Origin of the sequence: Streptomyces sp. NBC_01216, from assembly GCF_035994945.1 — a bacterium.
GTDB lineage: Bacteria > Actinomycetota > Actinomycetes > Streptomycetales > Streptomycetaceae > Streptomyces.
In genome coordinates this window covers 2,704,471-2,718,937 of the sequence record NZ_CP108677.1, presented here as the reverse complement: position 1 = coordinate 2,718,937, position 14,467 = coordinate 2,704,471, and the positions used below count along the sequence as shown (strand labels likewise).

The 14,467-nt window shown below is 70.7% G+C and carries 16 protein-coding genes; 6 read left to right on the top strand and 10 right to left on the bottom strand.

Translation table 11 applies throughout. The annotated features are described in order from the left end of the window. Positions 1-25: 25 nt before the first annotated feature. A complete protein-coding gene (locus OG393_RS11635) occupies positions 26-1,585 on the top strand; it encodes an ABC transporter substrate-binding protein (protein ID WP_327374593.1) in 1,560 nt (519 codons plus the stop codon). Positions 1,586-1,680: 95 nt separating this feature from the next. Here the strand turns inward: OG393_RS11635 and OG393_RS11630 are convergent, their stop codons facing one another. The 3 genes from OG393_RS11630 to OG393_RS11620 all read right to left on the bottom strand — a co-directional run bounded on the left by OG393_RS11630 (position 1,681) and on the right by OG393_RS11620 (position 3,516). Next, positions 1,681-2,487, bottom strand: coding sequence for a TetR/AcrR family transcriptional regulator (locus tag OG393_RS11630; RefSeq protein ID WP_327378393.1), 807 nt, complete (start codon positions 2,485-2,487; stop codon positions 1,681-1,683). A gap of 122 nt (positions 2,488-2,609) precedes the next feature. After that, the gene (locus OG393_RS11625; RefSeq protein WP_327374592.1) at positions 2,610-3,059 is read right to left on the bottom strand and encodes a thiol-disulfide oxidoreductase DCC family protein; all 450 of its coding nucleotides are present in this window, start codon (positions 3,057-3,059) and stop codon (positions 2,610-2,612) included. 7 nt (positions 3,060-3,066) lie between these two features. Continuing rightward, complete coding sequence (locus tag OG393_RS11620) at positions 3,067-3,516, bottom strand: hypothetical protein (RefSeq protein WP_327374591.1); 450 nt, start codon at positions 3,514-3,516, stop codon at positions 3,067-3,069. Between the two features lie 497 nt (positions 3,517-4,013). Between OG393_RS11620 and OG393_RS11615 the strand changes: the two genes are divergently transcribed. Then, on the top strand, positions 4,014-4,178 hold the full coding sequence (locus OG393_RS11615; protein ID WP_327374590.1) for a hypothetical protein: 165 nt from the start codon (positions 4,014-4,016) through the stop codon (positions 4,176-4,178). Between the two features lie 127 nt (positions 4,179-4,305). Next, on the top strand, positions 4,306-4,845 hold the full coding sequence (locus OG393_RS11610) for a MarR family winged helix-turn-helix transcriptional regulator (RefSeq protein ID WP_327374589.1): 540 nt from the start codon (positions 4,306-4,308) through the stop codon (positions 4,843-4,845). A 130-nt stretch (positions 4,846-4,975) separates the two neighbouring features. Here OG393_RS11610 and OG393_RS11605 read toward each other — a convergent pair whose 3' ends face one another. From OG393_RS11605 to OG393_RS11580, 6 genes are all read right to left on the bottom strand, one after another. Further along, a complete protein-coding gene (locus OG393_RS11605; protein WP_327374588.1) occupies positions 4,976-5,515 on the bottom strand; it encodes a hypothetical protein in 540 nt (179 codons plus the stop codon). Positions 5,516-5,652: 137 nt separating this feature from the next. After that, the gene (locus OG393_RS11600; RefSeq protein WP_327374587.1) at positions 5,653-6,411 is read right to left on the bottom strand and encodes a succinate dehydrogenase iron-sulfur subunit; all 759 of its coding nucleotides are present in this window, start codon (positions 6,409-6,411) and stop codon (positions 5,653-5,655) included. Then, the gene (gene sdhA, locus OG393_RS11595; RefSeq protein ID WP_327374586.1) at positions 6,411-8,165 is read right to left on the bottom strand and encodes a succinate dehydrogenase flavoprotein subunit; all 1,755 of its coding nucleotides are present in this window, start codon (positions 8,163-8,165) and stop codon (positions 6,411-6,413) included. Before sdhA ends, OG393_RS11600 begins: the two co-directional genes overlap by 1 nt. Before the next feature lie 24 nt (positions 8,166-8,189). Further along, a complete protein-coding gene (locus OG393_RS11590; protein WP_327374585.1) occupies positions 8,190-8,666 on the bottom strand; it encodes a succinate dehydrogenase hydrophobic membrane anchor subunit in 477 nt (158 codons plus the stop codon). Between the two features lie 8 nt (positions 8,667-8,674). Then, positions 8,675-9,055 (bottom strand): succinate dehydrogenase, cytochrome b556 subunit, encoded by a 381-nt coding sequence (gene sdhC, locus OG393_RS11585; RefSeq protein ID WP_123954581.1) that lies wholly within the window; start codon positions 9,053-9,055, stop codon positions 8,675-8,677. A 193-nt stretch (positions 9,056-9,248) separates the two neighbouring features. Next, positions 9,249-9,776, bottom strand: coding sequence for a 2-oxo-4-hydroxy-4-carboxy-5-ureidoimidazoline decarboxylase (locus OG393_RS11580; RefSeq protein WP_327378392.1), 528 nt, complete (start codon positions 9,774-9,776; stop codon positions 9,249-9,251). Between the two features lie 223 nt (positions 9,777-9,999). Here OG393_RS11580 and OG393_RS11575 point away from each other — a divergent pair, with 223 nt between their 5' ends. The 3 genes from OG393_RS11575 to OG393_RS11565 all read left to right on the top strand — a co-directional run bounded on the left by OG393_RS11575 (position 10,000) and on the right by OG393_RS11565 (position 13,111). Then, positions 10,000-11,631, top strand: coding sequence for a beta-N-acetylhexosaminidase (locus OG393_RS11575; protein WP_327374584.1), 1,632 nt, complete (start codon positions 10,000-10,002; stop codon positions 11,629-11,631). Positions 11,632-11,832: 201 nt separating this feature from the next. Beyond that, the gene (locus OG393_RS11570) at positions 11,833-12,477 is read left to right on the top strand and encodes a DUF4328 domain-containing protein (RefSeq protein ID WP_327374583.1); all 645 of its coding nucleotides are present in this window, start codon (positions 11,833-11,835) and stop codon (positions 12,475-12,477) included. A gap of 58 nt (positions 12,478-12,535) precedes the next feature. Next, a complete protein-coding gene (locus OG393_RS11565) occupies positions 12,536-13,111 on the top strand; it encodes a hypothetical protein (RefSeq protein ID WP_327374582.1) in 576 nt (191 codons plus the stop codon). 82 nt (positions 13,112-13,193) lie between these two features. On the opposite strand, the gene OG393_RS11560 is transcribed toward OG393_RS11565, so the two are convergent. Next, positions 13,194-13,937, bottom strand: a complete 744-nt coding sequence (locus OG393_RS11560) for a Clp protease N-terminal domain-containing protein (RefSeq protein WP_327374581.1) — start codon at positions 13,935-13,937, stop codon at positions 13,194-13,196. Positions 13,938-14,467: the final 530 nt, after the last annotated feature.

Here is a 14,467-nt window from a genome sequence, read left to right as displayed (position 1 = left end):
GGGCTCGAAAAAAGGAAGCACGGCAATGCGGTCGAAGGTCCGTCTGCGGATCCTCATCACTTGTGGAGTTCTCGTGACCGCCGGGGTGGGAGGTTGGCAACTCCTGCCGTCCGACGACGTCCGGACCGATCCGATCACCGTCGGCACGACCGACGAGGTGACCTCTCTCGATCCGGCCGGTGCGTACGACGCCGGTTCGTGGGCGATGTACAGCAACGTCTACCAGTCGCTCCTGACCTTCAAGCCGGGCTTCACGACCCCGGTTCCGGACGCGGCCGAGAGTTGCAAGTTCGTGGGGGCCAAGCTCACCACGTACCAGTGCAAGCTCCGTGGCGACCTGACCTTCGCGAGTGGCCGCAAGGTCACCGGCGAGGACGTCAAGTTCTCCTTCGAGCGAATGATGAGCATCAAGGCGGACGTCGGACCCGCCCCGCTGTTCCCGACGTTGAAGAGCATCGTCTCCGACGGCCAGACGGTCACCTTCAACCTCAGCGACCGGGACGCGACCTTCCCGCTGAAGCTCGCCACGGGCGCCGGATCGATCGTCGACCACACCCAGTACCCGGCGAAGCAGCTCCGCGAGGGCACCACGGTCGAGGGCTCGGGGCCGTACGTCCTCAAGGACTACAAGCCCGGCGAGAGCGCGCGCCTGGAGCCGAACCCGAACTACCGGGGCGCGGTCTCCAAGAAGGGCGGCGCGGTCGTCGTCCGGTACTTCACGGAGTCCGAGGACCTGGCGTCCGCGTGGAAGACCGGACAGGTCGACGTGACGCACCGGCAGATGCCGCCGGAGTTCCTCGCCTCGCTGGGCGGGAGCGGCGACGGCAACGCGCGCGTCACCGAGGCGCAGACCGCCGAGATCCGCAACCTGTACTTCAACGTGAAGCCCGGCTCCCCGATGTCGGACAAGGCGGTCCGCCAGGCGGTCGCCGCCGTCATCGACCGCCCGGCGATCGTCACCGGCCCCTACCGCGGCACGGTCGAGCCGCTCTACTCCCTCATCCCGCAGGGCTTCAACGGGCACAGCACGTCCTTCTACGACGTCTACCCGGAGCCGTCCAAGGCGAAGGCCACCAGGCTGCTGGTGGCCGCCGACGTCGAGACGCCGGTGTCGTTCACCCTCGGCTACCGCAAGGACGCCACCTACGGCGCCGAGGCGGCCGAGCTGAAGCGGCAGCTGGAGAAGACCGGGCTGTTCAAGGTGAAGCTCGTGGCGGCGGATTGGAAGGACTTCCAGAAGGCGTACGCGAAGGGCGACTACGACGCCTACCCCGTCGGCTGGCTCCCCGACTTCCCCGACTCCGACAGCTTCACCGCGCCGCTCGTCGGCAGCGGCAACGCCATGCACAACGGGTTCACCAGCAAGAAGATCGACTCGCTGATCTCCGCCACGCAGCAGTACAGCGACCGGAGTGCCGCCTCCAGCGACTTCGAGGCCATCCAGACGGAGGTCGCCACCGACGTCCCGCTGGTACCGCTCTGGCAGAAGAAGGACTACGTGCTGGCCACGGACGACGTCGCCGGATCGCAGTACCTCACCGACGGCACCGGTATCTGGCGCCTGTGGGAACTCGGCTGGATCTGAGTGTCTCCCGGCCGCGAGACACTTCGAGGGCCCCGGGTCCGTGCACCGCACGGACCCGGGGCCCTCGTCCGTACCGCACCGGGCCGGGTGCCCTCCTACGTTCCGGCCGGCCGTGTCCTCTTCGTCGGCCGTGCCTTCTTCGCGGGCTTCAACGGCTCGGCCGTCCCGGCGGCTTCGGGCGCCTCGCCCGCCTCGCCCGCTTGGGTCGCTTCGCCCGCCTCGGCTGTCTTCGCCGTCTTCGGCGTCGGCATGCCCGAGGCCGCCATCCCCGCCGCCGTCGGCATGAAGTCGGCGAGCAGGTCGTGGGTCTCCCGTACCAGCGGGCGCAGCAGCCGGAAGCGGGAGAGCTGGATCGCTCGGGCGGTGACCGGGGAGAGCCGCTCGACCAGCCGCCGGCTGTTGGCACAGCCCTCCGAGCGGTCGTACACCCAGAACAACACCAGGCCCATCTGCTGGAGCCACAGCAACTGCGGCAGTGGCTCGGCCAGTTCGGGGTCGATCTTCACCGAGGCGCCGGCGATGACCCGGCGGTGCACGTCGATGGCCGCCTCGCGCGGACCCTCGGACTCGGGTGAGAAGGGGCTGAGCGGACTGTCAGGATCGGCGGCGTTCTTGAAGAACTGGGAGGCGAACTCGTGGTACGGCTCGGCGATGTCCAGCCAGCCGAGGAGCACGCCGCGGATGCGGGCCGCGAGGTCCTTCTCGCCGCTACCCAGGATGCCTTCGACGGCCGCCTGGTGTTCCTCGGCGATCCGGTCGTAGAAGCCCTGCACGAGGTGTTCCTTGGACGAGAAGTAGTAGTACGCGTTCCCGACCGAGACCCCGGCCTCCTGGGCGATCGCACGCATCGTCGTCTTGTCGTAGCCGCGTTCCTTGAAGAGCCGGAGCGCGGTCTCGAGGATGAGGGTGCGGGTCTGCTCGCTCTTGGGCTGTTTGGCCGGGGTCCTGGCCGAGCCGGTCGCGGCGGGGGCGTCGTGGCCGACGGCGGGCTCGGCGGGTTGCTCTTCCTTCACAGTGCCCGAGCCTAATGCCCCTCCCTGTGCCGTCCGGGCGGGACGGGCACCTCGCACCGTCCGTCCGCGCAGTCCGGCCCGTCCGTCCGGAGCGCCTGCCGCCACCGCGCGGCGGCCAGGACCGTGGTCCGGGCGAAGGGCTGCCCCGCCGGGGTGGCCAGCCAGTGCGCGCGGGGCCGGTGTTCGGCCAGGGCCCACAGGCAGACGATCCAGGCGGAGGTGGAGCGGTAGACCTGTCCCCGGTCCCCGATCACGGTGATCTCCCGCAGGGTGGCGGCGTGATCGAGGCCGGGGAAGCGGCGCCGTGCCTCCTGGGAGCAGGCCGGTACGAGGTGGAGCGGCACGAGCGGGCGCTGGCGCAGCAGCCAGTGCCGCAGGTGGACGCAGAGCGGGCACTGGGCGTCGTACAGCACCGTCAGGCTCCGTACGGGGACCCTCGGGCCGCCGGTCGGTGTCGTCACGACCGTCTCACGCCCCGGCGTGCGCGCCCGCGCCCGGCGCCGGCGGGGTCCAGGGACCCTTGCCGGGGGTGGTCCAGCCCTGCGGCGGCACCGGCGGGGTCTGCTCGCGCTCCATGACGCCCCGGCGGCGGATCTTGTTGAGGACGTAGACGTTGCCGAGGTGCATCACGCCGAGGACGAGGAGGACCACGCCCAGTTTCACCGAGAGGGCCTCGAAGAGCGCGCGGGCGTCCACGACGGCGTCGTCCTGGCTGAGATAGAGGGCCACGAAGCCGAAGTTGACCAGGTAGAAGCCGACCACCAGGAGGTGGTTCACGGCGTCGGCGAGCTTCTCGTTCCCCTGCAGGACGTCCGCGAGGAAGACCTTCCCGTTGCGGCTGAGGGTACGCGCGACCCAGACGGTCAGGGCCACGGCGATCAGCAGATAGGTGATGTACGCGACGACAGTGAGGTCCATGCCCCACCCTCCCTTGAACGTGTTCAAAAGCTGATGGGTATGACTGTAGACCTTGGATTGAACATGTTCAAGTCTGGTGTCCGAGGGCAGGCGGAAGGGGCGGTGGACGGCCTTCGGGGGTGGTCTGGGACGCCATCGCTCTGCCCACCACGGATACGATCCCGCAGCTTCCCCGGGGCACGGGTGCGCCGCCGTCTGCCGGCCGGAACCGTCCCCGAGTGGCACGACCTCATCGCGAACAACGGCTGGGGCGACCAGCCGGTCACCTCCGGCAGGACTCCCGCGGCCGCCACGCCGGAGCACCTCGGAGAGCTGTTCGTCCAGCACCTCGCGGCGGGCGACCTGGACGCTCTGGTCGGGTTCTGTGAGCCCGGTGCGATCCTCGTTCCGCAACCCGGCACCGTGGTCTGCGACCCGGAGACACTCCGTGCGAGTCCGCGAGTCCGCGAGTCCGCGAGTCCGCGAGTCCGCGTGGCTACGTCGAAGCCGGCGCACACGTGGCACCGGACCTGCGCGACATCCGACAGCTCGGCGACCTCGCCGTGACGACCTGCGAGGCCACCGTCACCGGACTCATGTCGGACGGGTCCGTGGTGACCACCACGACGACTGAGGTCGCCCGCCGCCAAGCGGATGGACGCTGGCCGTACGCGGTTGCCTGACGCGGCACTGGACCCGTTCGGGGGCAGGGCCTCCGCCGTACTCGGCGGCGGAGGAGGCCCGGCCGCGGACGCCGCGGGCGGCGGTCTCGGAGGCGAGGGATGGGGGTCGGGGACGTACGATCGAGCCATGGAGCCGATCGAGCCGACGGAGCCGGCGCGGCGCGACTGGACCGACGAGCACGTGGCGCGCTGGCAGCCCGTCCTGCCCGGACTCGACCCGGTCGTCGAGGGCGCGGTCACCCGGATGAAGAAGCTCTCGGTCCATCTGCGCCGGGTGCGCGAGCAGTCGCTCGTCGACTTCGACCTGGAGCGCCACGAGTTCGACACGCTCCACCGGCTCGCCGGGCGGGGCGGCCGGGCCGCCCCTTCCGTGCTCGCGGAGGATCTCGACCTGGCGCCCGCCTCGCTCGCCGGCCGGCTCGACGCCCTGGAGGAGCGCGGCTTCGTCCGCCGTCTCCGGTCACCGGCGGACCGTCGGCGCGTCCTGGTCGAACTCACCGCCGCCGGCCGTGAGACCTGGCTCGGAGCGATGGACGTCCTCGGTCACGAGGAGTACCGGCTGCTCGGCGTCCTCGACCAGGACGAGCGGACCGAGCTCAACGAGATGCTCCGCAGGATCATGCTGGTCGCGGAGGCCCCGGGCGGGCCCCGGTCCTGGCACGGCTGACCCCGGCGCACGGCCGTACCTGCGGCTGCGGGTTCGCGCGCGGCGGGTCGGGTGAGCCGCTCCGGCGCCGGCCCCCCGGCCGGGGACCGGGAGCGGGACGGGTGCGCCCGCCGCGGAGCGGGTGAACCCGTCAGACGCTCATCGAGCGGGCGAAGTTGAGCTGCCCCATCACCCAGTGGATGGTCTCCGGTCCGGTCGCGGGGATCATCGTGGCGTGGTGCCGCCCACCGCTGGTCACCGTGACCTGGATGAAGCCGGTCGTCTTCTTCTCCTTCATGAGGAGGAACAGCAGGCCGACCAGGCACAGCAGGGCGAACACGATGGCCAGCACGATCGCGACCGTCGGGATCTTCTCCTCGGTCCGCGACATGTCCATGGCGTTCCACACCGCGCCCTTGAGCGGCATCGTGCCGGCCGGGGTGTGGATCTGGTCCCCGACGACCGTGATGTCGCCGAGGCTCAGCCGCGGCGCTCCGGCCGGCCCCGCCGGAGAGTGCTGCGGCGGTACCGGGACACCCGGCAGGGTCGGCTGGTAGCCGGGCTGCGACCCCGCCTGCGGGTAGCCGTAGCCGGGCGTACCCGCCTGCGGGTAGCCGTACGGGGGCGTCCCAGACGGCCGGTCGGGCCCCCACTGGTACTCCCCGCCCGCGTAAGGGTTCGGCTCGCTCATCAATCCCCGCTCTCCTGGGCCGCCAACGCTGCCTCAGATCCTGGCACATGTGCCGGGCGCATGCGGAAGGCCCCGCATCCCTCGGGGATACGGGGCCTTCGCGCGCACCGGACGCGGATCGGGTCCGCGTCGACGGGTCAGAAGCGACGCGTGATCAGGGCGCGCTTGACCTCCTGGATCGCCTTCGTGACCTCGATGCCACGCGGGCAGGCGTCCGTGCAGTTGAACGTGGTGCGGCAGCGCCACACGCCGTCCTTGTCGTTCAGGATCTCCAGACGCTGCTCGCCCGCCTCGTCACGCGAGTCGAAGATGAAGCGGTGGGCGTTGACGATCGCCGCCGGGCCGAAGTACTGGCCGTCGTTCCAGAACACCGGGCAGGACGACGTGCACGCGGCGCACAGGATGCACTTGGTGGTGTCGTCGAACCGCTCGCGGTCCTCGGCGGTCTGGTGGCGCTCGCGCGTCGGCTCGTTGCCGTTGGTGACCAGGAACGGCATGACGTCCCGGTACGCCTGGAAGAAGGGCTCCATGTCGACCACGAGGTCCTTGAGCACCGTCAGGCCCTTGATGGCCTCGACCGTGATCGGCTTCTCGGGGTTGATGTCCTTGATCAGCGTCTTGCAGGCGAGCCTGTTCTTGCCGTTGATCCGCATCGCGTCCGAGCCGCAGATGCCGTGCGCGCACGAGCGACGGAAGGTCAGCGTGCCGTCGACGTCCCACTTGATCTTGTGGAGGGCGTCGAGCACACGCTCCTTCGGGTCGATCTCGATCTGGAAGTCCTCCCAGACCGAAGCGTCCGACACCTCGGGGTTGAAGCGGCGGATCCGCATCGTGACCGTGATGTACGGGGAGGCGGCGGACTCCGCCTCCACCTTGTCCAGTACGGGGGTAGCCATCAGTACTTACGCTCCATCGGCTGGTAGCGGGTCTGGACGACCGGCTTGTAGTCGAGACGGACGGTCTCGGAGCCGTCCTCGCCGACCTCGCGGTACGCCATGGTGTGACGCATGAAGTTGACGTCGTCGCGGTTCGGGTAGTCCTCGCGGTAGTGACCGCCGCGGGACTCCTTGCGCGCCAGGGCCGAGACGGCCATGACCTCGGCCAGTTCGAGCAGGTTGCCCAGCTCGATGGCCTCCAGGAGGTCGGTGTTGAAGCGCTTGCCCTTGTCCTGGATGGACACGTTCTCGTAGCGCTCGCGCAGTTCGGCGATCTTCTCGACGGCCGTCTTGATCGTCTGCTCGGTGCGGAACACCATCACGTTGGCGTCCATCGTCTCCTGGAGCTCGCGGCGCAGGTCGGCGACCCGCTCGCTGCCCGTGGAGTCACGGAGCTTCTCGAGCATGGAGATGACGAGGGACTCCGGGTTCTCCGGCAGCTCGACGTAGTCGGCCTTGACGGAGTACTCGGCGGCCGCGATGCCCGAACGGCGTCCGAAGACGTTGATGTCGAGCAGCGAATTCGTGCCCAGGCGGTTCGCGCCGTGCACGGAGACACAGGCGACCTCGCCGGCCGCGTACAGGCCCGGCACGACGGTGGTGTTGTCCAACAGGACCTCACCCTCGACGTTGGTCGGGATGCCGCCCATGGCGTAGTGCGCGGTGGGCTGGATCGGGATCGGGTCCGTGTAGGGCTCGATGCCGAGGTAGGTGCGCGCGAACTCGGTGATGTCCGGGAGCTTGGCGTCGAGCTGCTCCGGCGGAAGGTGCGTCAGGTCCAGGTAGACGTGGTCGCCCTCGGGGCCGCAGCCGCGGCCCTCGCGGATCTCCGTGTAGATGGAGCGGGAGACGACGTCACGGGACGCGAGGTCCTTCATGACCGGCGCGTACTTCTCCATGAAGCGCTCGCCGTCCTTGTTGCGGAGGATGCCGCCCTCACCACGGGCGCCCTCCGTCAGCAGGATGCCCATGCGCCAGATGCCCGTCGGGTGGAACTGGAAGAACTCCATGTCCTCCAGCGGCAGACCGCGGCGGTAGCAGGCCGCCTGGCCGTCACCGGTCAGGGTGTGCGCGTTGGAGGTCACCTTGAAGAACTTGCCGGTGCCGCCGGACGCGTAGATCACGGCCTTGGCCTGGAAGATGTGGATCTCGCCGGTGGCGAGCTCGTAGGCCACCACACCGGCGGAGTGCTTCACACCGTCGACCTCGGTGATCAGCTGGTCCAGGACGTAGAACTCGTTGAAGAACTCCACGCCCTCCTTGACGCAGTTCTGGTACAGCGTCTGGAGGATCATGTGGCCGGTGCGGTCCGCGGCGTAGCAGGACCGGCGGACCGGGGCCTCGCCGTGGTTGCGCGAGTGTCCGCCGAAGCGGCGCTGGTCGATGGTGCCGTCCGGGGTCCGGTTGAACGGCAGGCCCATCTTCTCCAGGTCGAGGACGGCGTCGATGGCCTCCTTCGCCAGGATCTCGGCGGCGTCCTGGTCGACCAGGTAGTCGCCGCCCTTGACCGTGTCGAAGGTGTGCCATTCCCAGTTGTCCTCCTCCACGTTGGCCAGCGCGGCGGCCATGCCGCCCTGCGCGGCGCCCGTGTGGGAGCGGGTGGGGTAGAGCTTCGTCAGCACGGCGGTGCGGCTGCGCTTCGTCGCCTCGATGGCGGCGCGCATGCCGGCGCCGCCGGCGCCGACGATGACGGTGTCGTACTTGTGGATCTTCATGGCGTGGTTACCTCAGCCCCGTGCCTAGCGGATGTTCGGGTCGAAGGTGAAGATCACCAGCGTGCCCAGAAGGATGGTGAACACCGTGGCGGTGTACAGCAGGCCCTTGAGCCACAGGCGCGTGTTGGCACGCTCCGCGTAGTCGTTGATGACCGTGCGGAGGCCGTTGGCGCCGTGCAGCATGGCCAGCCAGAGCATCAGCAGGTCCCAGACCTGCCAGAACGGGGAGGCCCAGCGGCCGGCCACGAAGGCGAAGCCGATCTTGGAGACGCCGCCGTCGAGGAAGAGCTGGATCAGCAGGTGGCCGAGGACCAGGACGACCAGGACGACACCCGAGAGGCGCATGAAGAGCCACGCGGCCATCTCGAAGTTGCCCCGGGTCGCCCGCGGCGTCTTGCCGGTGCGCTTGCGAGGGGCCTCGATGTACGGGGCCGGGTTGTCCACGTCGTAGTGGGGCGCGCCCTCGACGGGACCGATCGCGGAAGTGGTGTCAGCAGACATGTCTGGCCTCAGCTCCCGAACAGTTCACGTGCGGCGTGGCCGAGGACGGGGTACAGCGAACCCGCCATCAGCACGACCCAGATGCCCACGACGGTCCAGAGCATCTGCTTCTGGTAGCGCGGGCCCTTGGACCAGAAGTCCACGGCGATGACCCGGAGGCCGTTCAGCGCGTGGAAGAGGATGGCTGCGACGAGGCCGTACTCGAGGAGTGCGACGATCGGCGTCTTGTACGTCGCCACGACATCGTCGTACGCCTCGGGGGAGACGCGGACGAGAGCGGTGTCCAGCACGTGTACGAACAGGAAGAAGAAGATGAGGACGCCGGTGACTCGATGAGCCACCCAGGACCACATTCCTTCCCGGCCGCGGTACAGCGTTCCAGCCGGCACGGAAATACCCTCCGGGAGCGGGGATGAGGGTCGGCCGCCATCTTCTACCCAGTCAAGAACAGTAGTGTCGGTCTGACCCGGCCGGGTACGGTCCACCGGCCCTGGTCATCGTAGCGACGACTCGTCGGTTCGCTCGCGCGGGGTCCTCAGGTGTGATCAAAGAGGCACGGACGGGCTATCGCGTGCGACTTAATCACCGCATTCCGGACGCTTGTGCGGGTGTGGCGAGGGTGAGTCGCGCCCTCAGTCGGGAGCGGACCAGTCGGCGCAGTTCGTCGGCGGACGTCGCGCGCTCCTCGTCGGGCTCGTTGCCGAGTCGTGACCGGATGCCCGCGAGGACCCGGTCGAGCCGCTCGTCAGGCCGCACGCCGTCCAGGCTGATCACGAACGCGTGCCCGAAGCTGCTCTCGTACGCGGCGTGGGCGGCCCGCAGCGCGGTGTGCGCGGCCTGCGGGGCGTCGGGGTGCGGGGCGGTGGAGGACTCGCTGGACAGTGCCTCTTCGAGGTCGGCGACGGGCAGGTCGTAGCTCGCCTCGTCGGCCGCGGCGAGCAGGGCGTCGAGCGTCGGGTACGGGCGGTGCGCCGCCACCCGTTCGGCCCAGCGTCGGCTGCCGCAGCAGCCCAGCAGGATCGCCTCGGCCGTACCGGCCGCCGCCGCGTTGAAACGGGTGAGACCGGTGAGACCGGTGAGAGGGGAGGGGCCGGCGTTCTGGGCGGGTATGGCGGGGGAGCCCGTGGGCAGGGGCGGGGCGGGGAGGTCGCGGGACAGCGTGGGCTCCGTGAAGGGTGGGGCGGGTGTGGCACCACGCTATCGATGAGCGGACGGAAGTGTCCGACGGATGCGCGAATTTCACCCGGAAGGGAGAGTTTCGGAACATCTGATGGACGTGGTTGTCTGTGATCCGAATGGACCTGTTCGTGCCTATGAGGGAGTATTTCGGGTGATGCGGTACTCCATACGTGGGCCCCACCGGGGCCCCGCCCTGATGGTGGTCGCGGCGGCACTGGCCGGCGTGGCGGCCTGTTCCCACGGTTCGTCGTCCGGTCCGGGTGCCCCCTCCGCCGCACCCGCCTCGCCCTCCGCCTCCTCCGGGGACGCCGCTCCGGCCACCTCGGCGCCGCCCTCCCCGACGCCGACCCCCACCCGGACCTACCCGCTCTCCTCCGCCCCGCGCACCGTTCCCTCCGTCCGCTCCCACGAGCCGGCCCGTGGCCCCGGCTGGCGCCCGGTGCCCGCGGCGGGCGTGGTCGTCGCCCGGGGCAGCGAAGCCCTCGCCGACGAGGGCAGGCTGCTCGCGCAGGAGCTGAAGATCCGCTACCGGGGAACCGTCGCCGCCGGTCCCGGCGACGTCGAGCTCGCCCTCGGCGGCACGGGCGCCGCCGAGTCGTACACCCTCACCACCCGCGACGACCGGGTCCGGATCACAGGGCCGGACGAGGCCGGGGTCTTCTACGGCACCCGCACCCTCAAGCAGTCCGTGCGGGGTTCCGGCGCGATGCCCGAGGGTGTCGTCACCGACGCGCCCGCCAAGCCCCAGCGGGGACTGAACCTCGACATCGCCCGCAAGTTCTTCACCGCCGACTGGATCGAGGCACGGCTCCGGGAGATGGCCGATCTCAAGCTCAACCAGTTCGGCCTGCACTTCTCCGACGACCAGGGCTTCCGGATCGCCTCCGACACCCACCCCGAGATCGTCTCCGCGCAGCACCTGAGCAAGGCGGAGGTGCGCCGGATCCTCGCCCTCGCGAGGACCCTGCACATCACCGTCGTGCCCGAGATCGACTCGCCCGGGCACCTCGGCGCCGTCCTGCGCGCCCACCCGGAGCTGCGGTTGCTCAACGCGCGGGGAGTCCCGCGCCAGGGGGCGATCGACATCTCCAAGCCCGCCTCTGCGCGGCTCGTGGACGAACTCCTGCGTGAGTACGCGGGCCTGTTTCCCGGCGGCTGGTTCCACGTCGGCGCGGACGAGTACCAGGCGCTGACCGTCAGCTCCCCGGAGACCTCCTATCCGCAGCTGGCCACCGCGGCACGGCAGCGGTACGGCCCGCAGGCACGCGTCCAGGACCTGGCCGAGGGCTGGCTCGACGACCGGGCGGAGGTGGTCCGTGGCGCGGGCAAGACCGCGAAGGCGTGGAACGACGGCTTCTTCCGGGGCGGGATCGTCACCGCCGACAAGGACATCGAGGTCGAGTACTGGACCGGCAAGGAGATCGGGGCCCGGCCACCGGTCGAGTACCTGCGCGAGGGCCGTGACGTCGTCAACCTCAACGACGAATACCTCTACTACGTCCTCGGGCAGCCCAACGACTTCGTGTACCCGACCGGCCGCCGCATATACGAGCAGTGGACGCCGCGGGTGCTGCGCGGCACCACCGCGGTGTCGCAGGCGTACGACGCGCAGATCCTGGGCGGCCGGTTCGCCGTCTGGTGCGACCTGTCCGGGGCGCAGACGCAGGCGCAGGTGGCCGACGGGATCCGGATGCCGCTGACGGCGACGGCGCAGAAGCTCTGGGACTCGCGGAAGCCCGCGCTGACGTGGGAGCAGTTCCGGGCGCTGGCGGATCGGGTGCGCTGAGGGCCTGCCGGGTGGCCTCCGGCCGTGGGCCACCCGCCCCGGGGCCCGCGGGGGTTCGGGCGGGCGCACCGCCCGCACCTGCTGTTTTTGTGGTGGACGTGCATAGTTCCGATGGCGCACCTTCCACGCTTCGGGTGGCCATGCCGCCGCCCCGGCACCTCGGGAAACGGGTGCTGTTCGCCCGTGGGGGTTCCTTTCTTCATGCTCCGTAATCCGAACGGTCTGTCGTACGCCGTCGTGTCCCTGCTCGGCCTCGTGATGGCGGTCGACGTCTTCTCGGTGGCGGTGACCTTCGCCGAGCGCACCCGGTTCCTCGGGCCGGACGGGGGTCTTTCGGACCCCGGTTCCCCGGGCGTCCTGGGCATCGCGATGGCGGGTTTGCTTCAGACCGTGCTGCTCGTGGCGACCGGGATCGTCTTCATCGTCTGGTTCCACCGGCTGCGCAAGAACGCCGAGGTCTGGGCGAGCGGCCTGCAGACCAAGAGTCCGGGCTGGGCCATCGGCGGATGGTTCATCCCGGTCGGCAACCTCTGGATTCCGCGCGGGATCGCCGCCGACATCTGGCGTGCCAGCCGCCCGGACCCCTTCGCCCCCGACGGCGCGGGGGAGCTCCGGCCGCTGAACGCCTGGTGGGGGGTCTGGGTTCTCGCCACCATGGTGAGCCAGGTCGCCTCGCGGATCTACGCCGGCGCCGAGACGCGCGACGAGATCCTGAGCGGGTTCTCCTGGCTCATCGCGAGCGATCTGCTCGATATCGCCGCCGCCGTCCTGGCGATTCTCTTCGTCCGCCGCCTCACCTCTATGCAGCACGCCAAGGCGACTGGCATGATTTCGGCCTCGCAGTGACGTAATCGCGCCAGGCGGCGCAGTAAGAGACGAACTGCGTCCGCAACGGGAGGCGTCCATGACGTCGGCAACCTCGGCAACGAGCCGAAGCGTGCTGGAACTGATCGACCGGGCCGATGAACGGAGTCTGGCCGCGGCCGGACTCGCCTGCCTGGACAGGTGTCTGCCCCTGCTGGCACCCGAGGGTGCCGAGGCGCTGCGGCCCGTGTGGGCCGCGGTGGCCCGCGGCGACGACGGCGCCTGGTGCGAGTCGCTCGCCAAGGCCCGGACGGAGCTGGCGGAGGCCCCCGCCGTCGGCACGGCGGCGGAGGGCGTGCGCGAGATGCTGGCCGAGGCGCCCGCGCAGTGGGCCGCCGAGCCGCTGCGACAGTGGGCCTCCTCCTGCTCCCAGGCCGCGCTCGCCCTGCACGGGCGCTACGACGGGGCGGGCGGTGCGGCCGAGCTGGTCGACCGCTGCCGGGCCGGGGACGTGGCGGGCGCGGGTCCGCTGCTGGCCGGCGAGCTGCGCCGTCAGCACACCGTCCTCGAATCGGTCTCCCACGGCCCGACCGGTCTGCGCCGGGCCCGTGAACTGTCCACCGAGGGCGGTCGGGTGCTCCGGGCGGTGGTCTCCCGCCGCGCGCGCACGGCCTGACGGAGAGCCGGCCCCGCCCGCACGGGGCGGACGGCGACCGCACGCCTTTGCCAGGCTCCGTCCCCTCGGCCCGCCGTGGCGCTCAGGACTCCTGTGCCGGTTCCTCGGCCGCGATCGCGGCGACGGCCTCCGCGATGTCCCGCTCGGCCCGCGCCTTGTCCAGGCCCAGGCCCGCCAGGACGCCCTTGCCGTCCTCGAACTCCAGCAGCGCCAGCAGGATGTGCTCGGTGCCGACGTACTGGTGGCCCAGACGCAGCGCCTCACGGAAGGTCAGCTCCAGGACCTTCTTCGCGCCCGCGTCGTAGGGCGTGAGCGCGGGCAGCTCCGCCACGGCCGGCGGCAGGGTGGGCGTCACGGCCTCCCGCAGCCGCTCCGGGGACACGCCCCTGCCCTCGATCCAGTGCGCGCCGAGCCCTTCGGGTTCGGCCAGCAGGCCGAGCACCAGGTGGCCGGGGACGGTCTCGGCGTTGCGGGCCGCGTGTGCCTCGTTCTGCGCGGCCACGACCACGCTCCTGGCGCGGGGGGTGAACCGGCTGAAGCCCGCGTTCGGGTCCATCCTGGCGGCGTCCGTGTCCTTCGGGACGAACCGCTTCTGCGCCGCCTGCCGGGTGACGCCCATGCTGCGGCCGATGTCGGTCCAGGACGCGCCGGAGCGCCGTGCCTGGTCGACGAAGTGACCGATCAGATGATCGGCCACGTCTCCGAGGTGGTCCGCCGCGAGGACGGCGTCCGACAGCTGGTCGAGCGCGTCCGGGCGGACCTTCTTGATCGCCTCGATCAGGTCGTCGAGGCGGACGGGCTGGGTCATGCCGACGGGGTGGGTCATAGGTGCAACCCTAGGTTGACGCCCTGAGGGTGTCAATCATTGGTTGACAGCGGGGTGGGTTCGTCGTGATGATCACCATGGCGACGCCTTCTCCTGGGAGCGCCGACGCGAGGGCGGCCCCGCGAACGTGACCTACGCCGACCCGCTCCACCGGTCCCCGCCGGACCGCTCCGGGTGCGGGAGGTGCGCGGTGCCATGTTCGTCGCCCCGGTCCGCACGGCCCCGGCCGACCGGCGCGCCACCACGGCTTCGGCGCCTCGGGCCCGGAGGGCTTCGCGGCCGTGGGCATCGTCGAGATCCTGGTGCGCACCCACGACGTCACGGCGGGCTCGGTGTCGCCTGGACCCCCGTCCGCCGGACTGTGCGACCGGGCGCTGCCCCCGCACTCCGACGCCCCCACCGGCACCGCACGCTGGGCGACCCTGCCGTGGGCGACCGGACGGGGGGCTGCCGGGTCGGGACCGTCTGACGTCTCGGCGCTGGTCCGGCGAGGTCGGGAGCCGGTCGGACCGACCGTACCGACCGGACGG

Excerpts from the sequence above, each read along its gene's own strand:
- OG393_RS11605 (WP_327374588.1), bottom strand. The coding sequence starts at position 5,515 with ATGAGCGAGCCGAACCCTTACGCGGGCGGGGAGTACCAGTGGGGGCCC.
- OG393_RS11620 (WP_327374591.1), bottom strand. The coding sequence starts at position 3,516 with ATGGACCTCACTGTCGTCGCGTACATCACCTATCTGCTGATCGCCGTG.
- OG393_RS11575 (WP_327374584.1), top strand. The coding sequence starts at position 10,000 with ATGCGGTACTCCATACGTGGGCCCCACCGGGGCCCCGCCCTGATGGTG.
- OG393_RS11590 (WP_327374585.1), bottom strand. The coding sequence starts at position 8,666 with ATGTCTGCTGACACCACTTCCGCGATCGGTCCCGTCGAGGGCGCGCCC.
- OG393_RS11570 (WP_327374583.1), top strand. The coding sequence starts at position 11,833 with ATGCTCCGTAATCCGAACGGTCTGTCGTACGCCGTCGTGTCCCTGCTC.
- OG393_RS11610 (WP_327374589.1), top strand. The coding sequence starts at position 4,306 with ATGGAGCCGATCGAGCCGACGGAGCCGGCGCGGCGCGACTGGACCGAC.
- OG393_RS11565 (WP_327374582.1), top strand. The coding sequence starts at position 12,536 with ATGACGTCGGCAACCTCGGCAACGAGCCGAAGCGTGCTGGAACTGATC.
- sdhA (WP_327374586.1), bottom strand. The coding sequence starts at position 8,165 with ATGAAGATCCACAAGTACGACACCGTCATCGTCGGCGCCGGCGGCGCC.
- OG393_RS11560 (WP_327374581.1), bottom strand. The coding sequence starts at position 13,937 with ATGACCCACCCCGTCGGCATGACCCAGCCCGTCCGCCTCGACGACCTG.
- OG393_RS11600 (WP_327374587.1), bottom strand. The coding sequence starts at position 6,411 with ATGGCTACCCCCGTACTGGACAAGGTGGAGGCGGAGTCCGCCGCCTCC.
- OG393_RS11635 (WP_327374593.1), top strand. The coding sequence starts at position 26 with ATGCGGTCGAAGGTCCGTCTGCGGATCCTCATCACTTGTGGAGTTCTC.